Genomic DNA, 17,400 nt, shown 5'->3' with positions numbered 1-17,400 from the left:
AAAATTTTGATAAAGATGTGAAAAATACTTAAGTATTATTACTGTAAAAAATGCGAGATGGATTTACCAAAAATATTTAGGAAACGTAAGTGCAATTGTACAGAAATTTCAAACTCAGCAAATTTGATACATACTTTAGGGTGCGTAAGCAATTAGTCGTGCACAAAATACGGTCTTCTAACGCACCCTACTAAACTTTTGATTACTTCAAACCCCCATCTATCCCCGCTAAAATCTGCTCAGCTTGCCCGCACAAAGCAGCGTGACAGCAACCGTTACTCGCCAACAATCCCCCCCACTGACTCACATCTCCCCGGTTATATTGCAAAGTAGAACCGTCAAAACGAGTAAATTGACCGCCCGCTTCAGTCAAAATTAATTCCGGTGCCGCTAAATCCCAATCTTTCGGTGCCGACTTTCCCGAAAGCGCAATATAAGCATCAGCCTTTTGTTCGACAATTGTCGCAATTTTACAGCCAATACTGCCGACAGCTAGTTGATTTTGACAAGGCAGTTTTTGTAACAATTGATTAAAGCGATCACCCCGGTGACTGCGGCTAGTTACTATAGATAAATCTTCCACTATATTTCGCGCCGAAACCTGCAATTTGACTGCAGAACCGTCCCGACTTTCCCCAAAAGCACCCGCATCGCGGATTGCGTAATAAATCTTTTGCTGTTGAGGCCAAGCCACAACTGCCAATACCGGTCTTCCCTCGAAGGCTAAAGCAATGTGAACCGCAAATTCACCTGTCCTGTCAATAAAATCTCGCGTTCCATCCAAAGGGTCAATAATCCAAACCCAACTTTGAGGTAAGGGAATTTGACCGTTTTTTTCTAAATAAGATTTGTAAGTTTCTTCGCTGAGATAGCCAAATTCTGCATTTCCTAAAGCCGACTGCAATTCGTCGAGAATGTAAGAGTTGACAGCGACATCGGCGGCGGTGACGGGGCCATCTTTTTTCTCTTGGATGTCAAGGTTAGGAGTGTTGGAATCCTGGCGATAATAGGATTGTAGGATATCTGATGCACTCCAGGCGATCGATCGGGCAATTTCGCTGATTTCTTCGAGATTTTTCATCCTCAAATTTCCCCTATATTAGCTTGATTATACTCGTTCCCAGGCTCTGCCTGGGAATGCCTACTCGGAGGCTCTGCCTCCTGCTTCCTGTTCCTAGAATCAGCAGCAGAGCGTTCCTTTTCCTATTAGTAGAATCGGAGGCAGAGCCTCTAGATATGCGTTACCAGGCAGAGCCTAGCAACGATAGATTACCAATTAATATGAGGATATTTCCATTCATAATAATTGGGAAACACAAAATTAGTAAACGAAACCGAAATACTAACCTCCAATGATTTTACATGATGCCACCAACCGACAGGAATAAAGATAGCTTCTCCCGGTTCCAAAATCACTTCAATAATTTTTGCATCTCTGTAAAGCGGGTATTTGTCATAATCGGGATTTTCGCCGTCCACCTTGCTGAAAACTCCGACGTGATTGTAAAGCAGAGGTGTTTGTTGCGGAGAAATCAATTTAATTAGTTTGCGACCCGACACTTGAGCTAAAATTAAATTAACTGGGTCATGGTGCAGCGGTGTAATCGTGCCTTTCGGACCGAACCAAAAGAAAACTCTGCCTTTTGTGTCCGTTGGATTTAGGTATTCTGGGAAGATTTCAATGTCATCGAATAGGGGTTTAAATTCCTCTCTTTCCAGAGTTTGGTTGTTAGCAACCATGTAGTAGTCGTTGCTAGGTCCGCCCTTGACCACCATCTCTACATATTTGCGGAACAAAACAATTTTTTTGTGATTTTCTATCTTAATTTCGTAATTCGGGTCGGAATTGCGGTTAGCTTGAATTTGTACCTCTGCATCGCCATATTTTTGCTGCAAATACTCCGGCGTCCACAATTGCAACGCTTTCCAGTTGTGCATAATGTTGGTAATAATTACTGGAGTATTTTTGGCGTAGTAATTTTCGAGAAAATACTCTCTAGAAAGGCTGCTTTTGCGTTCGATTGTGCCAAACTTGGAAGACAATGCAGCTAATTGATTGCTAATCCTGAGATGCGATTCTAATTTCTGCAATAACTGCACGTACTGACTACCTGCTTGAAAGTAAGGATGAGATGATATTTCCCTAACTTCTGCGGTGGCTGTTTCCGCATCTATGCCGGTATTTATTAGTGCTTGAATGATTTCTGCATCGGGTTGATTTAATAACTTGTTAGCCGCCACCCACTGTTTCATATTGTCTGGGACTTCTTGTTTGCTTGGGGTGAGGAGATTGGGCAAGTTTTGTGTCAGCCATTCTAGGTTAACTTGCTGTTGTTCTGTGAGGGTAATCCGCAAAGGGGGAAGGGTGATACTTAGAGGTTGGGTGTCAGGCATGATTAGGGTATGTTGTTTTGGGAGTGTTTTGTGTGACTTTAACTTGTCTTACTAATATAGCAATTTTGTTAACGAACCGCGAAGGCGCTAAGGGCGCGAAGGAAGAGAAGAGGGAAGTTCACAAATTTTGTCGAGGTTGCTGTCAGGATTTTAACTTAACAAGTGTTGCCAGTTCAAGTTTTCTAGCTTTGAGGGGTTTTAACCGGATAGTTTGGTTAATTTTAATTTTAAATTAACCCTTATTCATCCAGGCGCGGGTTCCGAAGTTTTTGCAGGATTGGGAAGCGATTTTAGCCGCTGCGGTGAGAGTATCGGTAAAGTTATTTTGCAAAATGTAGTGACAGAAAGCCCCGTGAAAGATGTCGCCAGCGCCTAAAGTGTCTGTGGCTTTAATTTGAGGTACTTCTACAGCGCCAGAACTGCCATTGCTGAGGTATAAAATTGATTTTTCGCCGCGAGTGATGGCAATATGGGAAATTCCGGCTGCTGACAGGTAAGCAAAGACTTGTTCTGAATTGTCGCACTCTGGCGGATGAAAGTTATCCGAACATACGGCCCATTCTATAAAAGGCAATATTTCCTCTAATCCGGGTTTCCAACTGCCACCGTCGAGGACAAGGGGAATGTTTTTTGACTTGGCAAGTTGAGCAATTTCTTTGCTGGCTGCGATTTGATGTCCGTCAAGCAGTACAATATTAACTGATGTTAAAATATCCGGGTTAATTGTTTGACTGTCAACTTGCGATTTCGTAGCATTGATGGAAATTACCGATCGATCGCCCGTTGCTTCAGTTACAATAATCGAGGAAACTGGCGGCGAGTGCGATCGCCCGGGTTCTAAATCGATTATCCTGACATTATACTCCGCTAAGTCTGCACGAATTAATTGGGCGATCGCGTGAGTGCCCAAAACCCCAGCCCATATCGCCGCATTCCCCAAATAGCTAAAAGTCACCGCCGCATTCGCCGCCGGCCCGCCCGCAGCAATGGTACAATCAGAAGCAACAACTTTCTGATTTTCACCCGGAGGCTTCTGGGCCAAATAAATTAAATCTAAAGTCGCCAATCCCAAAAACAATCCGGTTTTCATATCTTCTTAAATATGTGGCATGGGCGTGTGGCATGGGCGTCCCGCCCGTGTCCCATCTGCGGTTAAAAACTTCAAAATATCAAAATGCAGCCAAATCCCAATACAGGAACACTTTACATCGTAGGAACCCCGATCGGCAACCTCGAAGACATGACATTTCGCGGCATCCGAATCTTGCAAACAGTAGACTTCATCGCCGCCGAAGATACCCGCCATACCGGCAAACTTTTGCACCACTTTCAAATCCAAACGCCCCAAATCAGCTATCACGAACACAACCAACACCAGCGACTTCCCGAACTCATCGACAAACTGCATTTAGGCAAAGATATCGCCCTCGTCACGGATGCCGGAATGCCTGGAATTTCTGACCCCGGATACGAGTTAGTCAAAGCTTGCGCCGATGCTAATATTAACATTATTCCGATTCCCGGCCCAACCGCCTGCATTGTTGGCATAACTGCATCAGGATTACCCACAGAAAGATTTGTATTTGAAGGTTTCTTACCCGTGAAAGGTCAAGAACGACAACAAAGTTTAGAAGCTTTGCAAATAGAATCCCGCACTATAGTATTATACGAATCTCCCCACCGATTGCGGCAAACTTTACAAGATTTAGCAAATACTTTGGGAAGCGACAGACAGATTGTGCTGGCGAGAGAGTTAACTAAAATGCACGAAGAGTTTTGGCGTGGTAGTATGGAAAGTGCGATCGAACTTTACACCCGTCGCGAACCCCAGGGAGAATTTACCCTCGTAATAGCCGGCATCCAAACAGCAGCCCCAATATTTTCCGAAGACGCCATTAAAGCAGAATTGCAAACATTAATTGCAGAAGGCATAAGTCGTTCCCAAGCCAGCCGCCAGCTAGCGCAACAAACATCCCTCCCCCGCCGCCAAATCTACCAACTAGCCCTCACAATAGGCGACAGTTAATGATTATAATAGAAGCAATGCACGACACCGATTTTGACACGCATACACGGATTAATTATTGACCGTGAGGCAGCAGTTAGAAAAAAAACCGAAGTTTGGAATAATACCTACAATCATACTATAAAAACCTATGGCACGCGGCAACTACGAGCGACACAAACCATATTTACGCAACCCCCACATCAACAAACCAATCGCCGAAATTTATGCAGACTTAGACGCCTTTAGCTGGGAGATATTTGAGGATCAACCCCAGCGCTTCGATACCGTCAGTTTTTACGTTTTGCTTCCCCCATTGATGTACGAAGGAAAATTCATCAAAGGAATTTACTTCAGCGAAGGAATCGAACTCATCAACAAACTATTTCCCGGATTATCATCAGTCTTTCATTCCTTTGCCTATAACCCCTGGATTGGATATCCTTGGGCACCGATAGCCGATGCTTACTCCAGCTTGTACAAAAACCCGCAGCGGGATAAATGGTTTCGCGAAACTTATCCCCATCGCGCGCACAAACCAACTATACCCTTACAAGACTGCGACTTCATCAACGAATACTGGATTTCCCCCAAGAATGTCCCTGAAAAAGACATCGATTTACTCGCCGTCGCCCGAATTTCCGAAGAAAAGAACTTGCCAACAATTGCCAAAGCCTTAAAAGTTTACCGCCAAAAATACCCGCAAAAACCGATAAAATTAACAGTGCTCACCGGACACGACTTTGAGCCTAGCAACCTGAACACTCTCGACGAATGTGCCTTAAACGAATGGCGACAAATCGAGACAATTTTAACCAATCCCAAGGACTACATCAGCTTAGTACCGAGAGTAGACTACTACAGCGAAATGCCGCTGTATTATTCGCGAGCAAAAGCATTTGTACTCGGTTCTCTCCTCGAAGGAAAAAACCGAGCCATCATGGAAGCCATGAGTTGCAACGTACCAGTAATTTGTTTCCAAGAATTCAATCAATACGCCAGAGGAGACTCGCCCGTTTTCCCCGAAGGTGCAGGGCTTTATGCTAAATTCAACCCAGAATCTCTCGCCGATACTATATATACAGTATTGGAAAATCGGACAGAATTCAAACCACGATATCAGTATTTAAAGCATTCCGGGCGCAAGAACTTTTTCAATACTTGTATAGACAGTTTTCCTTACTATCAGCACAACATTCCCGACTACAAGCCCGGAGATGCGATTAACAATTTGTGGCTGGATTTAGCAGTTCAACAAAATTATCAAGTTAGTTTGAATAGCTTTTTATACGGAGGTTCTCCTTTGTCTCATATTCGCGGGATAAATACGATTCAGCAAAATCTAGGCGAGTTAACAAAATTCAAATGACAGATAATTCGGAATGATGAAACCACAGAGGGCACAGAGGACACAGAGGAAGAGAAGAGAGAGATGAATAATTCTGATGTCAACGGATTTGAGATTAGTCTTCATAGCGAGGAGTTTCGCTAAAAGGCCAGTGGAATTCATTCCCTAGCGACTGGTAGATGGTCGGTTTCAGTTGACACCGATGCCCTATTCCCTATGCCCTATGACAATATCCTCAAAAATCTTACTTGCCAAAACTCTAGCAAAATTCACAGGAACAGCATTGCCGACCATTTTGTATCCATCAGCAATATACTTGTACTTAAAAATAAACTCATCCGGGAAAGTCTGAACTCTCGCGCACTCTCGCACAGAAAGGCGACGGTAAGGCAGAGGCGAATTGGGGTCAAAAATGCGTTTGTCTTTGCCAACCAAAATCATTTTACTAGCTTGAGGATGTAGAGGCGCGTGTCTGCCGCTTGCCTGAATAGTAAAAGAAGGTTCCGACCAACTTCGGACTCGATTCCGCGACATATAAAGGCTGGAAAACCCCAAATCCGCACATTCGTGATTTGGGACAGAATCGTGATAATTATCTAATTTAGCCTTAACTGACAGTGGCGCGGCCTGCAAATCAAAAATCGCATCTTTCAGCGTCAAAACATCGGTTCCAGGTTCGGGAAACTCAAAACTAAAACCCAGATTTTCCCGATAGCCAACAACAATCACCCTTTGCCTATCTTGCGGAACACCAAAATTTCTAGCATTCAACAACTTGTACGAAACCCGATACCCGATGTCCTCAAACTGCGATAATATATAAGTGAAAGCATCCTTGTTTCTGGGAGCTAAGATTCCGCTAACATTCTCAGCTAAAAAAAACAAAGGCTGCTTGTCCCGCACAATTCTGATATACTCCCAGAAAAGTTGGCCCCGACTATCATCAATCCCCCGTTTCGCCCCCGCTTCACTCCAACTTTGACAAGGAGGCCCGCCGATTATCCCAATACAATTGGGAATATCATCAGAATTAATTTTTCTGATATCTCTGCGATCTAAAATGGTTTCAGGATGGTTAAACTCGTAGGTATCCCAAATAGACTTATCATATTCATTCGCCCAAATCGGATTAAACCCAGCCAAGCGAAAACCCAAATCCAACCCGCCACAACCCGAAAACAGAGAAATAATATTCATACCTATCGACATCTATCTCCTCTCTTCCTTCGCGCCCTTCGCGCCTTCGCGGTTCGTTAAAAAATCCAATAATCCTCAATGAATGCAGAATCCATCCTTCAATCTTACCAACACTTCGGCGTCCACCTCGGCTTAGAAAGAATTCACCAACTTCTCCAAAAACTACACAACCCCCACAAACAAGTACCCATTATCCACGTTGCCGGCACAAATGGTAAAGGTTCCGTTTGCGCTTATCTCTCTTCCGTACTAACAGAAGCAGGCTATCGAGTCGGGCGCTACACATCCCCGCACCTAATCGATTGGATAGAAAGAATTTGCATCAACCAAAAACCGATTTCCCCAACAGAATTGCAACAGTGTCTAGAACGAGTTGTCGCCGCCACCGAAAACAACACCGAAACTCCCACCCAATTTGAAATGATCACCGCCGCAGCTTGGCTGTATTTCGCCGAACAAAAAACCGACATCGCAGTGATAGAAACTGGATTGGGCGGTAGACTAGACGCGACTAATGTTTGCGAAACACCTCTCGCTAGCGTTATTACTTCTATCAGTCTCGAACACTGGCAAATACTCGGCCCCACCGTCGCGGATATTGCTGGGGAAAAAGCGGGAATTCTCAAATCAAAGTGTCCGGCAGTTATCGGAGAATTGCCAGAATCAGCTAGAATAGTAGTAGAAAAACGCATTCAAGAATTAGACTGTCCGGCAACTTGGGTAAAACCCGCAATAGATTTAGGACAAGGATTCGCAGAATATCAGTTAAATCAAAATGCGGATAAAATAAAATATCAATTGCCGCTGCTGGGAAAAATTCAATTAATGAATTCAGCAATTGCGATCGCAACTCTCGAAATTCTCCAAAACCAAGGATGGCAAATTTCCTCAACCGCCATCGAAAACGGTATAGCCAAAACCCAATGGCCCGGAAGACTCCAGCAGACAACTTGGAAAAACCGCAAAATCTTAATTGACGGCGCGCACAACCCCGCTGCTGCGATCGCACTGCGCGAATATGTCGATAATCTTAACAGTTCCCAACCGATTAACTGGGTAATTGGGATTCTGGCTACCAAAGACTGCGATGATATTTTGAAAGCATTACTCAAAAAGGGCGATCGACTTTACTTAGTACCCGTACCCGATCAAAACTCATCATCCCCCGCAGAATTAGCCACCCTAGCTCAAATTATCTGCCGCGAATTAACTCTCTGTCAAGCCTTCTCCGACTTAACAACAGCTTTAGATGCTGCTGTTACAGGTGACAACCTAACAATCCTTTGCGGTTCGCTTTATCTCGTGGGCTACTTTCTGCAACAACAACAATCCCAAGCTTAAACGCATCAGAATTGTGTTTCTTCCTCAGTAAAGATAGGAGGCCACAATTCTGAAACGGGCAATTCCCAACCGGGAAAAAGTTCTGCTACTGTTAAGATATCGCCATTTCCTAAAACAGTCGGTTCACCTGTAGAGCGATAAATAGTCACTGTCTCTTCATCAGGATCGATCAGAATTCCGACGATCGCACCCAGCTCTATAAACTTCAAAACCTTGGTTTCTATAGGCTTAATGCGATCGCTCTGAGATTTAATCTCAACCACCAAATCGGGGACAAGTTCTCCAAAATAACGCGGACTTTGGCGCAAGCGGGCGGCCCGCACAAAAGAAACATCCGGTGCTTTGACATTCGTATCCGGCATGATGAAACCGCCTGCGGAGTCAAAGACTCTCCCCAAGCGACGGGGATAAACCCAGTTACCCAGCAAGCGAATCAAAATACTACTGATTTCACTGGATACGATGTCTGATGGCCCCACAATTGAAAGTCTCCCGTCTTCTAGTTCAATTTTGTAATCTAAACCCGCTTCGGAAAAAAGGGTTTGAACTTGGTTTAAATCTTTGAGTGTCATTGCTGGCATAAGAATTTTCTCCTATTCCGATCTGAGCTTTGATTTTAACACAAGTCAAATTTCTGAATATTTGAGGGATTCAGGCTATATTCCTACAAATAATCAATCAAGCTTAATTTAGAAAGGCGATCGCACGGGATAAAGAAACCCGGTTTTTGGGATGAGGGATCGTTTTTATCAACAAACATTTACGTCTAAAATAGTCGAGATTGACTTATCCAGAGTTCTCCTCCGACTCCGCGTTGTGAAGAGGCGGTAATTTCATCATTCGATAATAACTTAAAAGCTTATATATGCTTATATATATGGTGGCACAGATTCCCATTATTTAATAATACGTCAAGTGGCAGAAAAAAGCAAGGGGCGAGAGCAAATAAAATCCCGCCCCTGCTGCAATTCAAAACTACCTTTGATCCCAAGCCTTAGCCGCATCAGCCACAGCCTGTTCTACCGATTTATCCTCCAACATTGCAGCCTGCAAATTGTCATAAATCGCCTTTTGCAACTTCTTAACATCCTTGAGAGGCGGAATCAATAGCTCGGCGGAAGTCAACCCAGAAGCACTAACAACCCGAGCTCGATCGGCAGCAGTAGCATCAGTCGGAACGTTCTTAAAATAATCGTCCTGCAAAGCCTCAACCGTAGAAGGCAAAACATTAGCAGCCTTAGCAAAAGCCAACTGATTTTGAGAATTAGTCACGTACAGAGCAAACTTGACAGCATCATCAGGGCGCTTGCTGTCGCGGGGCACAACCAAATTCATCACCGCCACAGTCTTCTTGCCGGTTTCCCCCGTAATTTGAGGCGCAGCAGCCGAAACAGCACCAATACTAGGAGCATTCTCAGCAATCGCCTTCAAAAACTGAGGCCCCGAAGCTAACAAAGTAGTTTCCCCAGCTTGATAAAGCTCGATCGCCCTGCGATGTCCCTGCACCAAAACATCCTGCGGCAAAAGTCCGTTCTTGTACAAATCTACCCAATACTGAAAAACAGCTTTGCCCTTAGCAGTATTAAAAGCCGCCTTGCCTTTAGCGTCAATCAAAGGCACACCCATCTGCACGAAAGATTGCAAAACTTCTGCCGAATCTTCCGGCACAAAAGTCACAAAAAAAGCAAACTTACCAGTCTTTTCCTTCACCTGCTTGGCAACAGTTGCCAACTCGGCATAGGTAGCCGGAGGCTTAGCAATTCCAGCCTTCTTCAACAAATCAGTATTGTAAATTGTCACCCCAGTCGTGAGATACCAAGGAATGCCAAAACTCTTGCCGTCGAGTACGCCAGCTTTCCAGATATTTGGCAGATAGGTCGATCGAACTTGCTGCGGAATCCGAGAATCCAAATCCAGCCAAGCATTGCGTCCCGCCAACAGCGAAGCAAAATCGGGATTTAGGTTCACCACATCCGGCGCAGTTTTCGCCGAAACAGCCCCCAAAATCTTGCTTTCCATCGCCGACCAAGGAACGTCCACCCAGCGCACCTTCACCCCCGCATTTTCCGCTTCAAAACCGGCGATCGTCTTGTTGAAATACTCAGAAAACTGAGGTTGAAGCTGCATAGTCCAGAACTCGATTTCCTGCGTATTATTTGCCTGGGAATTAACAGCAGGCTTGCCGCAACTCACCACCGCAGCCAGCAGCAGCCCCACCAGTCCAAAAACAGCAAACAGTTGCCAAGATTTACGTTTCATAGAATAAAATTTGAGAGTTATGGGAACCGTCAGACAAAAAAGCGTGAAGCGAAGCTATCCCGTTCCCCGCAGGGGTTCCCGAAGGGTAGGGAATCGCCCCAATCAAGGGCGATCGAGTCACTAACAGAGTTTTGTACCTGGGCCTAGGAGCGAGATAGTCTGTTTTTGTGCAGAATCGGCAGGTTTTCGGTCGATCGAGCTGGAATTTATTGACATTCGCAGCAGAATAGCTATTGTCAAGTAAATTGGATAGCATAAAATCGGAACTAGCGATCGCGCAACACAGACAGAGCTGCGTAGCTACGGCGGGATACCGAGATTACAGCACTATTTCGGCAGTTGGAAACCAACCCTCCAACACCGGGCGCGCTTAATCAGGCTGGCCAACTACAAAAGAAAAAAATAGCAATTACCGGCGACCCAATCACATGGTTAACTTTTTCAAAGGTCTACTTTCCCAACGCCAGCCAGGAATCGGGATCGAAATAGCCCCAGACCGCATCAACATCATTCAGCTCGAAAAGAAAGCTCAGACATTAAAATTAGCCACCCTAGCCTCAATAGAAGTTCCCGAAGACATAGTACAAGAAGGACAAATAGTCGATCCGCCAGGAATGGCAGAACTCATACGCGCCGTCCTCGCCGAAAACAAAATCAAAGCCAAGCGAGTAGCCACAGCCATTCCCGGCCGCGAAGCCGTCATCCGCCTCATTCCAGTTCCTGCAGAACTCAACGAAGAAGAACTGCGGGATTACATGAACGCAGAAGCAGGACTGTACTTGCCGTTTCCCAGAGAAGACGCCGACGTAGACTATCAAAAAATAGGCCTTTTTGTAGATGACGACGGAGTAGAAAAAGTGCAAGTCGTGTTAGTAGCCACCCGCAGAGAAGTTACCGACACATACATCGAAACCTTCAAAGAAGCCGGACTGATTATAGACGTACTAGAAGTAACCAGTTTTGCCCTAATCCGCACCCTCAAAGAACAACTGCAACAATTTTCCTCCCAAGAAGCCGCAGTTCTCACCGCCATAGAATTTGACAGCACCGAGTTAGCTATAGTAGTGGACGGCATACCTCAGTTCAACCGTACCATCCCGATCGGCACCTACCAAATCCAGACCGCCCTCAACCAAGCCATGAACCTGCCGCCAACCAGGGACACCAGCGAACTGCAAGGCATGACCCTGCCAGTCACAGATACAATGGGGGCATCGGGAGACGCCAATCCCGGCACAAATGCGATGATTAAAGTATTGGGAGAACTAGCAGACGAACTGCGCCGCTCAGTAGACTTTTACCTCAACCAGAGCGAAGAACTCGAAGTAGCGCAACTGCTGCTAGCGGGTCCAGGGGCTGCGATCGGCAAACTAGACGAATTTTTTATGCAAAGATTAAGCTTGCCCGCATCTCAAGTCGATCCCATCGAAACCCTAGGACTCGAAATCAGCCAAGAAATTACCCCAGAACAGCGAGCAGGTTTAGGAGTTGCCCTAGGTTTAGGACTGAGGGAGGTTATGTGACCTAACAGTTTTAGATGAGAGAAAAACCGATTTGAGAATTTTAGGTGAAAACCCCTTCCAAAAGAAGAAGGCAGAAAGCAGAAGGTAGAATATTGGAGGTAGAAGGTAAAAGGTAGAATATATCTGAGGTAGAAGCAGCCCCTTCCTTCAGTAGAAGGCAGAAAGTTGTTTCTTTCTCCCTAAATAAATCCTTCACTTGTACCAGCAATCTTGGGTTCTGTCTAAAATCTAAAATTTCAAATTTAAATCTATAGCAACAGCCAAGACTGTTAGGACCTTCTTAATTGCTGAAACATAACCGGTAGATAACTTTTTCCTTCTACCTTCTACCTCGTGCCTTCTACCTTTTACCTTGTGCCTTCTACCTTCTTCCTTCTGCTATAAAATCGAGTGAAGCCATGTACAGTCTAGATATTAATTTTCTCAACGACCGTCCGGACTACAAACCCGTTGCAGCAGCCAAAAGCTCAACTAAAAAAAGTTCCGGTGGAGCCAAAGACCAACTGCCCATATATGGGGCGGTACTGTTTGCCTTTGGGATCAACGCCGCAGTCATGGGCGCCTGGTGGTGGAAGACTAACGAAAATACCAAATTAGCCGCAAAACAAGCCACCATCGACCAAGAACTGGCAACGTTAAACACTCAAGCCAACGTCATCAAAGCCATCAATGCCGAAACCGACCAAGTTACCGCCGAATACAAAGCGTTAGCCGGAGTATTCGACCAAATTAAACCTTGGTCGGCGATGCTGCAAGACCTCAGTGCCCGTACTCCGGCAGGAGTGCAAATTGGCAAAATCGAGCAAATCGACCCGAGCCCCTCCCCGGTTGCAGCAGCACCCCCACCCCCCGCTGCCACCCCCGCAGCCAGCCCGTCCCCAGGGGCGAGTCCGTCCCCAGCCAGCCCAACTCCGGCTGCCGCTCCCCCCCCCGTCGTCCCGCAGCAGGCAGCAAAAGTACAAATTTCAGGGATAGCCAGTACCTTTGCCCAAGTTAACGACTTTATGCTGCTAGTCCAGCGCTCTCCTTTCTTCCTCAACACCGATACCAAACTGGTAGCGGCCACATTAAAGAACAACCCCGCCCAATTACAAGTACGCAACCAAAACGCAGCACCACCAGAACTTCCCAAACTGCGACCGGTGGTGGAATATAAAATTGAAACGACGCTCAGCCCGACGGGGGCCTCCGAGTTGCTCCCCGAGCTCCGCAGCAAGCAAGCAGACGGGCTAGCAATACGGATAGAAACACTTCAAGAAAAAGGAGTGCTAGAACCACAAAAACCAGAGGTGAAAAAACAATGACAGCAAATCAGTTTATTCCCAGCGGCGCACAAGCAGAAGAGACAGGGGCTCAGGAAATATTCGGCATTAAGCTGACACCCCAAGTCCAAGCAATCGGCATCGCCGTTCTCGGTCTCGGAATTGCGGGCTACCTCGGCTACCAGTTCGTACTTCCCGAATTCCAAAAAAACAGCGAATTCCAGCAAAAACTTAGCGAAAGCGAGCAAACGCAACGGCAATTGCAAACTCAAATTCAAAAAAAGGCAGAAGCAGAAGCCAAGCAAGAAGAAGCAAAACAGCGTCGGGCAAACGTGACGGCAATGTTTGCCAGCGACGCCAGCGCCAACACGCTTTTGCTTGACATGACGCAACTGGTTAATAGAATCAACGCCGGCGTGCAAGGAGATGACCTGAAGGCTAAAATTACCAAATTTGAGCCGGATATGCCCCCAGCAGCAGCAACCGCCGCGCCCGGAGCTCCAGACCCTGATATTCTGGCCGATACCTCCTTCGGGCAGTCCCTGGCGGGCAAGCTCAGACGCAAAAAATTTAAGGTAGAGTTTGAAGGCACTTTCGCTCAAACCCGCAATTTTATGCGTAACTTGGAGTTGATGCAGTCGCTATTGGTAGTGAGGAATTTGAAATCTGAATTGCTAGCATCAAATCAGCCAATTGAAGTTGATTTTTTGAAAGGGAAAATAGTTCCTGTGGAGCAGCCACCAACTAAAATTAAAACTGCTTTTGACTTGCACGCGCTGCTACCGTTAAAGCAAGAAGAAAAACCGCCAACTCCGGCTCCAAGTCCTGGTGCTAAGTAGCTGTAGTTGGGCGGAGATTAGCTATTGTTCTAAACTCGCTCTTTCACAAGAAGGGAGAAGGCAGAAGGTTGAAATTGGATGATTGAAGGTAGAAGTCAAAAAAATATGAATGCCACAAAATTATTTTTTATATGGCAATCAACAATTTGCTCTAAAACCTAATTTCTTCTAATACCTGTTTCAAAAATTAATGGAACTGTATAGCAATCATTGCAGGAGTCGTAAATTTTTTACCCCACCCCAACCCTCCCCTTACAAAGGGGAGGGAGTAAGAAATTCACAAATGATGCGAGGATTGCTGTAGGATAGCTTCTAACCCTGATGTCATCAGTTATTCCCAATCGAAAATAGAAAATCGAAAAGGGCATAACTTCTTCCTTAAAAAAGGCTCGAAGCGAGAATATTTTAGTCAGTTTAGCAGCTAGCGACAAAAGACTGCGAACAACAAATAACAAAGTGTAGTGGAGGAGAGAACGTGAAACAGCATCTACGGTTAAGTGGAGGACTCTTATGCAGCGTTGCAGGAGTTCTGATCGCCCAAGCCCCCGTCTTGGCAGCACCGACTCAAGTCACAGGAGTGCAAGTAAGTCAAGGCAATAATGGCGTAAATATTGTGCTGGCGACAGAAAAGGGCGATCGCCCGCAAGTTTTCGCCATCAATAACGGCAATACTTACCAAGCCACAATTGTTAACACCCAGCTCCGCTTGCCACAAGGCAACAGCTTCCGTCAAGATAACCCCGCTCCGGGAATTTCTTCAGTAGAAATCAGCCAGGTAGAGGCTAACAGCATCCGCGTTGTGGTAGCCGGCACCAACGGAGTTCCCAACGGACAAATTGTGCCGGGACAAGGCCAAAGCATCGTCCTCAGCGTTGCCGGACAGGGTGGTACAGTACAGTCTGCCCAAACAGCACCTCCGCCGCCTCCAGGGCTGCCACTGAGCCAAACAGCTCCCCCGCCGGCTCCCCAAGTCCGCACCTCGCAAAACCCAGGCGTGCTGCTGCCAAATCCCGAAGTTACTGTTACCAGAAACGATCGCCCGCCCCTCCCCAGCGAAATACAATCCCAGACAAATCAGGCTGCGCCTTTCCAGCCGCGGGCCGTGGCGCCGCCCTTGGGAGATATCGCGGTGTCTAACATCGCCCCCGGCGCTGGAAATATTGAACTGAGTTCGGGAGAACGCATCCCCCGCTTGGTGCTGCGGGATGCCCCAGTCCGGGACGTTTTGGCTCTGCTGGCCCGCGCTGCTGGATTGAACATCGCTTTTACAGGCGGTGGGGCCCCTGGTCAACCGGGTCAGCCCGCAGTGCCTGGTCAGCCGGGAGCCTCCGGTTCAGATGAAGGGCCGAAGATTTCTTTGGACATCGAAAATGAGTCGGTGCAAGATGTCTTTAATTACGTGCTGCGGCTCAGCGGACTGCAAGCTAACCGCCAGGGGCGGACGATTTTTGTAGGGACTAGCTTGCCGATCGACTCACGCAATATTATCATTCGGACTTTGCGGCTCAATCAAGTTCGCTCTACGGATGCAGCTAACTTTTTGAGCGCTCAAGGCGCGGAAAGTCAACTGCCGATTACTCGGGTGACTATTCAAAGCGTGGGCCAGGGAAATGCGGCGCGGGATGTGGAAATTAGGGAACCGGACATTAAGGCGATCGGCGCTACCCAAGGCACCGGGCCGCTCTTGCTGAGGGGACTGTCGGTGCTGGCGGATGCGAGGCTCAATTCCATCACTTTGGTGGGCGACCCGCGCAAAGTTGATATGGCTGTGGCTTTCTTGACACAGCTAGATTTGCGCCGCCGTCAAGTGGCTGTCAACGTCAAGGTGATCGATATCAACTTGTTGGGAGACAACAGAACCAACAGCAGTTTCTCTTTCGGAATTAATAACAATTTCTTCGTCAATGACGGCGGGGTGGCCAGTCTCAATTTTGGTGGCATCAATCCGCCCGCTGGCCTTGGAGATCCCATCGCTAGGCCGATCGTCCCCAATCCAGTAACCGGGGACGTTTTCTACGATGCGAACGGCCGGCTTATCGTGCCGTCTACAGGTCAAGCTCTAGGTCCAGGTCTCCCCCCCACCAAAGGTGTGTTCCTCCAGCCGACAGCCCCTGTTACTAATGACCCCACGCGAGTTGGAATTACGGATTACGAGCCAGGCTCGGCGACCGCCTCAGGAAGTGCAACTTTCGGCCTGTTCCCGCTGTTCCAGTATCCGAGGAGGTTCCTGTCGGCGTTGCAGGCAACTATTCAGAGCCAGAATGCCAAAATCCTGACCGATCCGACTCTGGTGGTTCAAGAAGGAGAAACGGCGAATGTGAATATTACTGATGAGGTGATCACTAACATCACGTCCCAAACCCAGAGTACCGGCAATACAAGTACCACAACGGTGACGGCCGTCAAAGACAGGGCTGGTTTGCAGTTGGGGGTGGCGATCGACCGGATTGACGATAATGGCTTTGTCTCTCTGCGGGTCAACCCGATTATCAGGACACCTGGCGGCGAGCAAAACCTGGCCACAGGGGCGAACACCAATACTATCAGGCTGCTGGGCGAGCGATCGTTGCAATCGGGCCTAATTCGCCTGCGGGACGGTCAGACTTTGATTGTTTCGGGAATTATCCGCGATGAAGAACGGGTTACAGCGAACAAGATTCCGATTTTGGGAGATTTGCCGATTATCGGTTCGCTGTTCAGGAGAACCAGTAAGGCCAACCAGCGGGCGGAGTTGATTGTATTGCTGACTCCGCAGATTTTGGATGATAGCGATCGATCGAACTTTGGCTACCAAAACAACATCAGTCCCGACGCGCGCCAACTGTTGCAGCGCAGTCAGCCAGTCCAGCCGAGACAGTAGACTGAAGGAAAAATTCCTTGCTGTCAACTTTCCACGCTCTTTACCCTGAGTCCGACAGTCCGACAGGGGTTGAAACCCCTGCCTCAAAGCTAAAGTCCTCTAAAAGAAGACTAAAAATTAGTATTTGAGTCGGTTAGAACCGACTTCAGCTATGAGACAGGGACTTCAGTCCCTGGCGGGTTTCGGGAGAATGAAACAGCCCTCCCCCACGGGAGAAAGAAAGAAGCTAGAAGGAAAAAACTTTTCCTTTAGCCCTTGACAAATTACATTTTATTCCTTCTATTTCGCATTTTTTTCTGCTCACAAATCCACCGAGGCGAGAAATCTTGTCTCCAAGGTGGTATTTTTTTACCTAAATTTTGGGATTAATTA

General features: G+C 46.9%; 14 protein-coding genes. 7 read left to right on the top strand and 7 right to left on the bottom strand.

Annotated features, from left to right (window positions below):
• Positions 1-202: 202 nt before the first annotated feature.
• The 3 genes from QUA47_RS11830 to QUA47_RS11820 form a co-directional block, all read right to left on the bottom strand.
• On the bottom strand, positions 203-1,081 hold the full coding sequence (locus QUA47_RS11830) for an inositol monophosphatase family protein (RefSeq protein ID WP_333430876.1): 879 nt from the start codon (positions 1,079-1,081) through the stop codon (positions 203-205).
• Between the two features lie 188 nt (positions 1,082-1,269).
• A complete protein-coding gene (locus QUA47_RS11825) occupies positions 1,270-2,394 on the bottom strand; it encodes a cupin-like domain-containing protein (RefSeq protein ID WP_333285450.1) in 1,125 nt (374 codons plus the stop codon).
• Positions 2,395-2,626: 232 nt separating this feature from the next.
• On the bottom strand, positions 2,627-3,484 hold the full coding sequence (locus QUA47_RS11820) for a PfkB family carbohydrate kinase (RefSeq protein WP_333430875.1): 858 nt from the start codon (positions 3,482-3,484) through the stop codon (positions 2,627-2,629).
• Positions 3,485-3,568: 84 nt separating this feature from the next.
• Here QUA47_RS11820 and rsmI point away from each other — a divergent pair, with 84 nt between their 5' ends.
• Together rsmI and QUA47_RS11810 are read left to right on the top strand one after the other, a co-directional pair.
• A complete protein-coding gene (gene rsmI / locus QUA47_RS11815) occupies positions 3,569-4,420 on the top strand; it encodes a 16S rRNA (cytidine(1402)-2'-O)-methyltransferase (RefSeq protein ID WP_333430874.1) in 852 nt (283 codons plus the stop codon).
• 130 nt (positions 4,421-4,550) lie between these two features.
• Positions 4,551-5,768 (top strand): glycosyltransferase, encoded by a 1,218-nt coding sequence (locus QUA47_RS11810; protein ID WP_333430873.1) that lies wholly within the window; start codon positions 4,551-4,553, stop codon positions 5,766-5,768.
• A gap of 186 nt (positions 5,769-5,954) precedes the next feature.
• On the opposite strand, the gene QUA47_RS11805 is transcribed toward QUA47_RS11810, so the two are convergent.
• Positions 5,955-6,944 carry a DNA cytosine methyltransferase gene (locus tag QUA47_RS11805; protein WP_333430872.1) on the bottom strand — a complete coding sequence of 330 codons (990 nt, stop codon included), beginning with the start codon at positions 6,942-6,944 and terminating at the stop codon, positions 5,955-5,957.
• 78 nt (positions 6,945-7,022) lie between these two features.
• On the opposite strand from QUA47_RS11805, the gene QUA47_RS11800 reads away from it, so the two are divergent.
• The gene (locus QUA47_RS11800) at positions 7,023-8,285 is read left to right on the top strand and encodes a folylpolyglutamate synthase/dihydrofolate synthase family protein (protein ID WP_333430871.1); all 1,263 of its coding nucleotides are present in this window, start codon (positions 7,023-7,025) and stop codon (positions 8,283-8,285) included.
• A gap of 5 nt (positions 8,286-8,290) precedes the next feature.
• Here QUA47_RS11800 and QUA47_RS11795 read toward each other — a convergent pair whose 3' ends face one another.
• From QUA47_RS11795 to QUA47_RS11785, 3 genes are all read right to left on the bottom strand, one after another.
• The gene (locus QUA47_RS11795) at positions 8,291-8,866 is read right to left on the bottom strand and encodes a Uma2 family endonuclease (RefSeq protein ID WP_333315702.1); all 576 of its coding nucleotides are present in this window, start codon (positions 8,864-8,866) and stop codon (positions 8,291-8,293) included.
• Positions 8,867-9,260: 394 nt separating this feature from the next.
• Positions 9,261-10,544 (bottom strand): sugar ABC transporter substrate-binding protein, encoded by a 1,284-nt coding sequence (locus QUA47_RS11790; RefSeq protein WP_333430870.1) that lies wholly within the window; start codon positions 10,542-10,544, stop codon positions 9,261-9,263.
• On the bottom strand, positions 10,534-10,800 hold the full coding sequence (locus tag QUA47_RS11785) for a hypothetical protein (protein ID WP_333430869.1): 267 nt from the start codon (positions 10,798-10,800) through the stop codon (positions 10,534-10,536). Before QUA47_RS11785 ends, QUA47_RS11790 begins: the two co-directional genes overlap by 11 nt.
• 172 nt (positions 10,801-10,972) lie before the next feature.
• On the opposite strand from QUA47_RS11785, the gene pilM reads away from it, so the two are divergent.
• The 4 genes from pilM (at position 10,973) to QUA47_RS11765 (ending at position 17,028) form a co-directional block, all read left to right on the top strand.
• Complete coding sequence (gene pilM / locus QUA47_RS11780) at positions 10,973-12,067, top strand: type IV pilus assembly protein PilM (RefSeq protein WP_333326906.1); 1,095 nt, start codon at positions 10,973-10,975, stop codon at positions 12,065-12,067.
• 398 nt (positions 12,068-12,465) lie between these two features.
• Positions 12,466-13,371, top strand: coding sequence for a PilN domain-containing protein (locus QUA47_RS11775; protein ID WP_333430868.1), 906 nt, complete (start codon positions 12,466-12,468; stop codon positions 13,369-13,371).
• Positions 13,368-14,168, top strand: coding sequence for a pilus assembly protein PilO (locus QUA47_RS11770; protein ID WP_333430867.1), 801 nt, complete (start codon positions 13,368-13,370; stop codon positions 14,166-14,168). Before QUA47_RS11775 ends, QUA47_RS11770 begins: the two co-directional genes overlap by 4 nt.
• 475 nt (positions 14,169-14,643) lie before the next feature.
• Entirely contained in the window at positions 14,644-17,028 is a 2,385-nt protein-coding gene (locus tag QUA47_RS11765; RefSeq protein ID WP_333430866.1) for an AMIN domain-containing protein, read from the top strand.
• The last annotated feature ends 372 nt before the right edge of the window (positions 17,029-17,400 follow it).

Source organism: Microcoleus sp. MON2_D5, assembly GCF_036701905.1.
Lineage (GTDB): Bacteria > Cyanobacteriota > Cyanobacteriia > Cyanobacteriales > Microcoleaceae > Microcoleus.
This window is presented reverse-complemented; position numbering and strand designations above follow the sequence as displayed.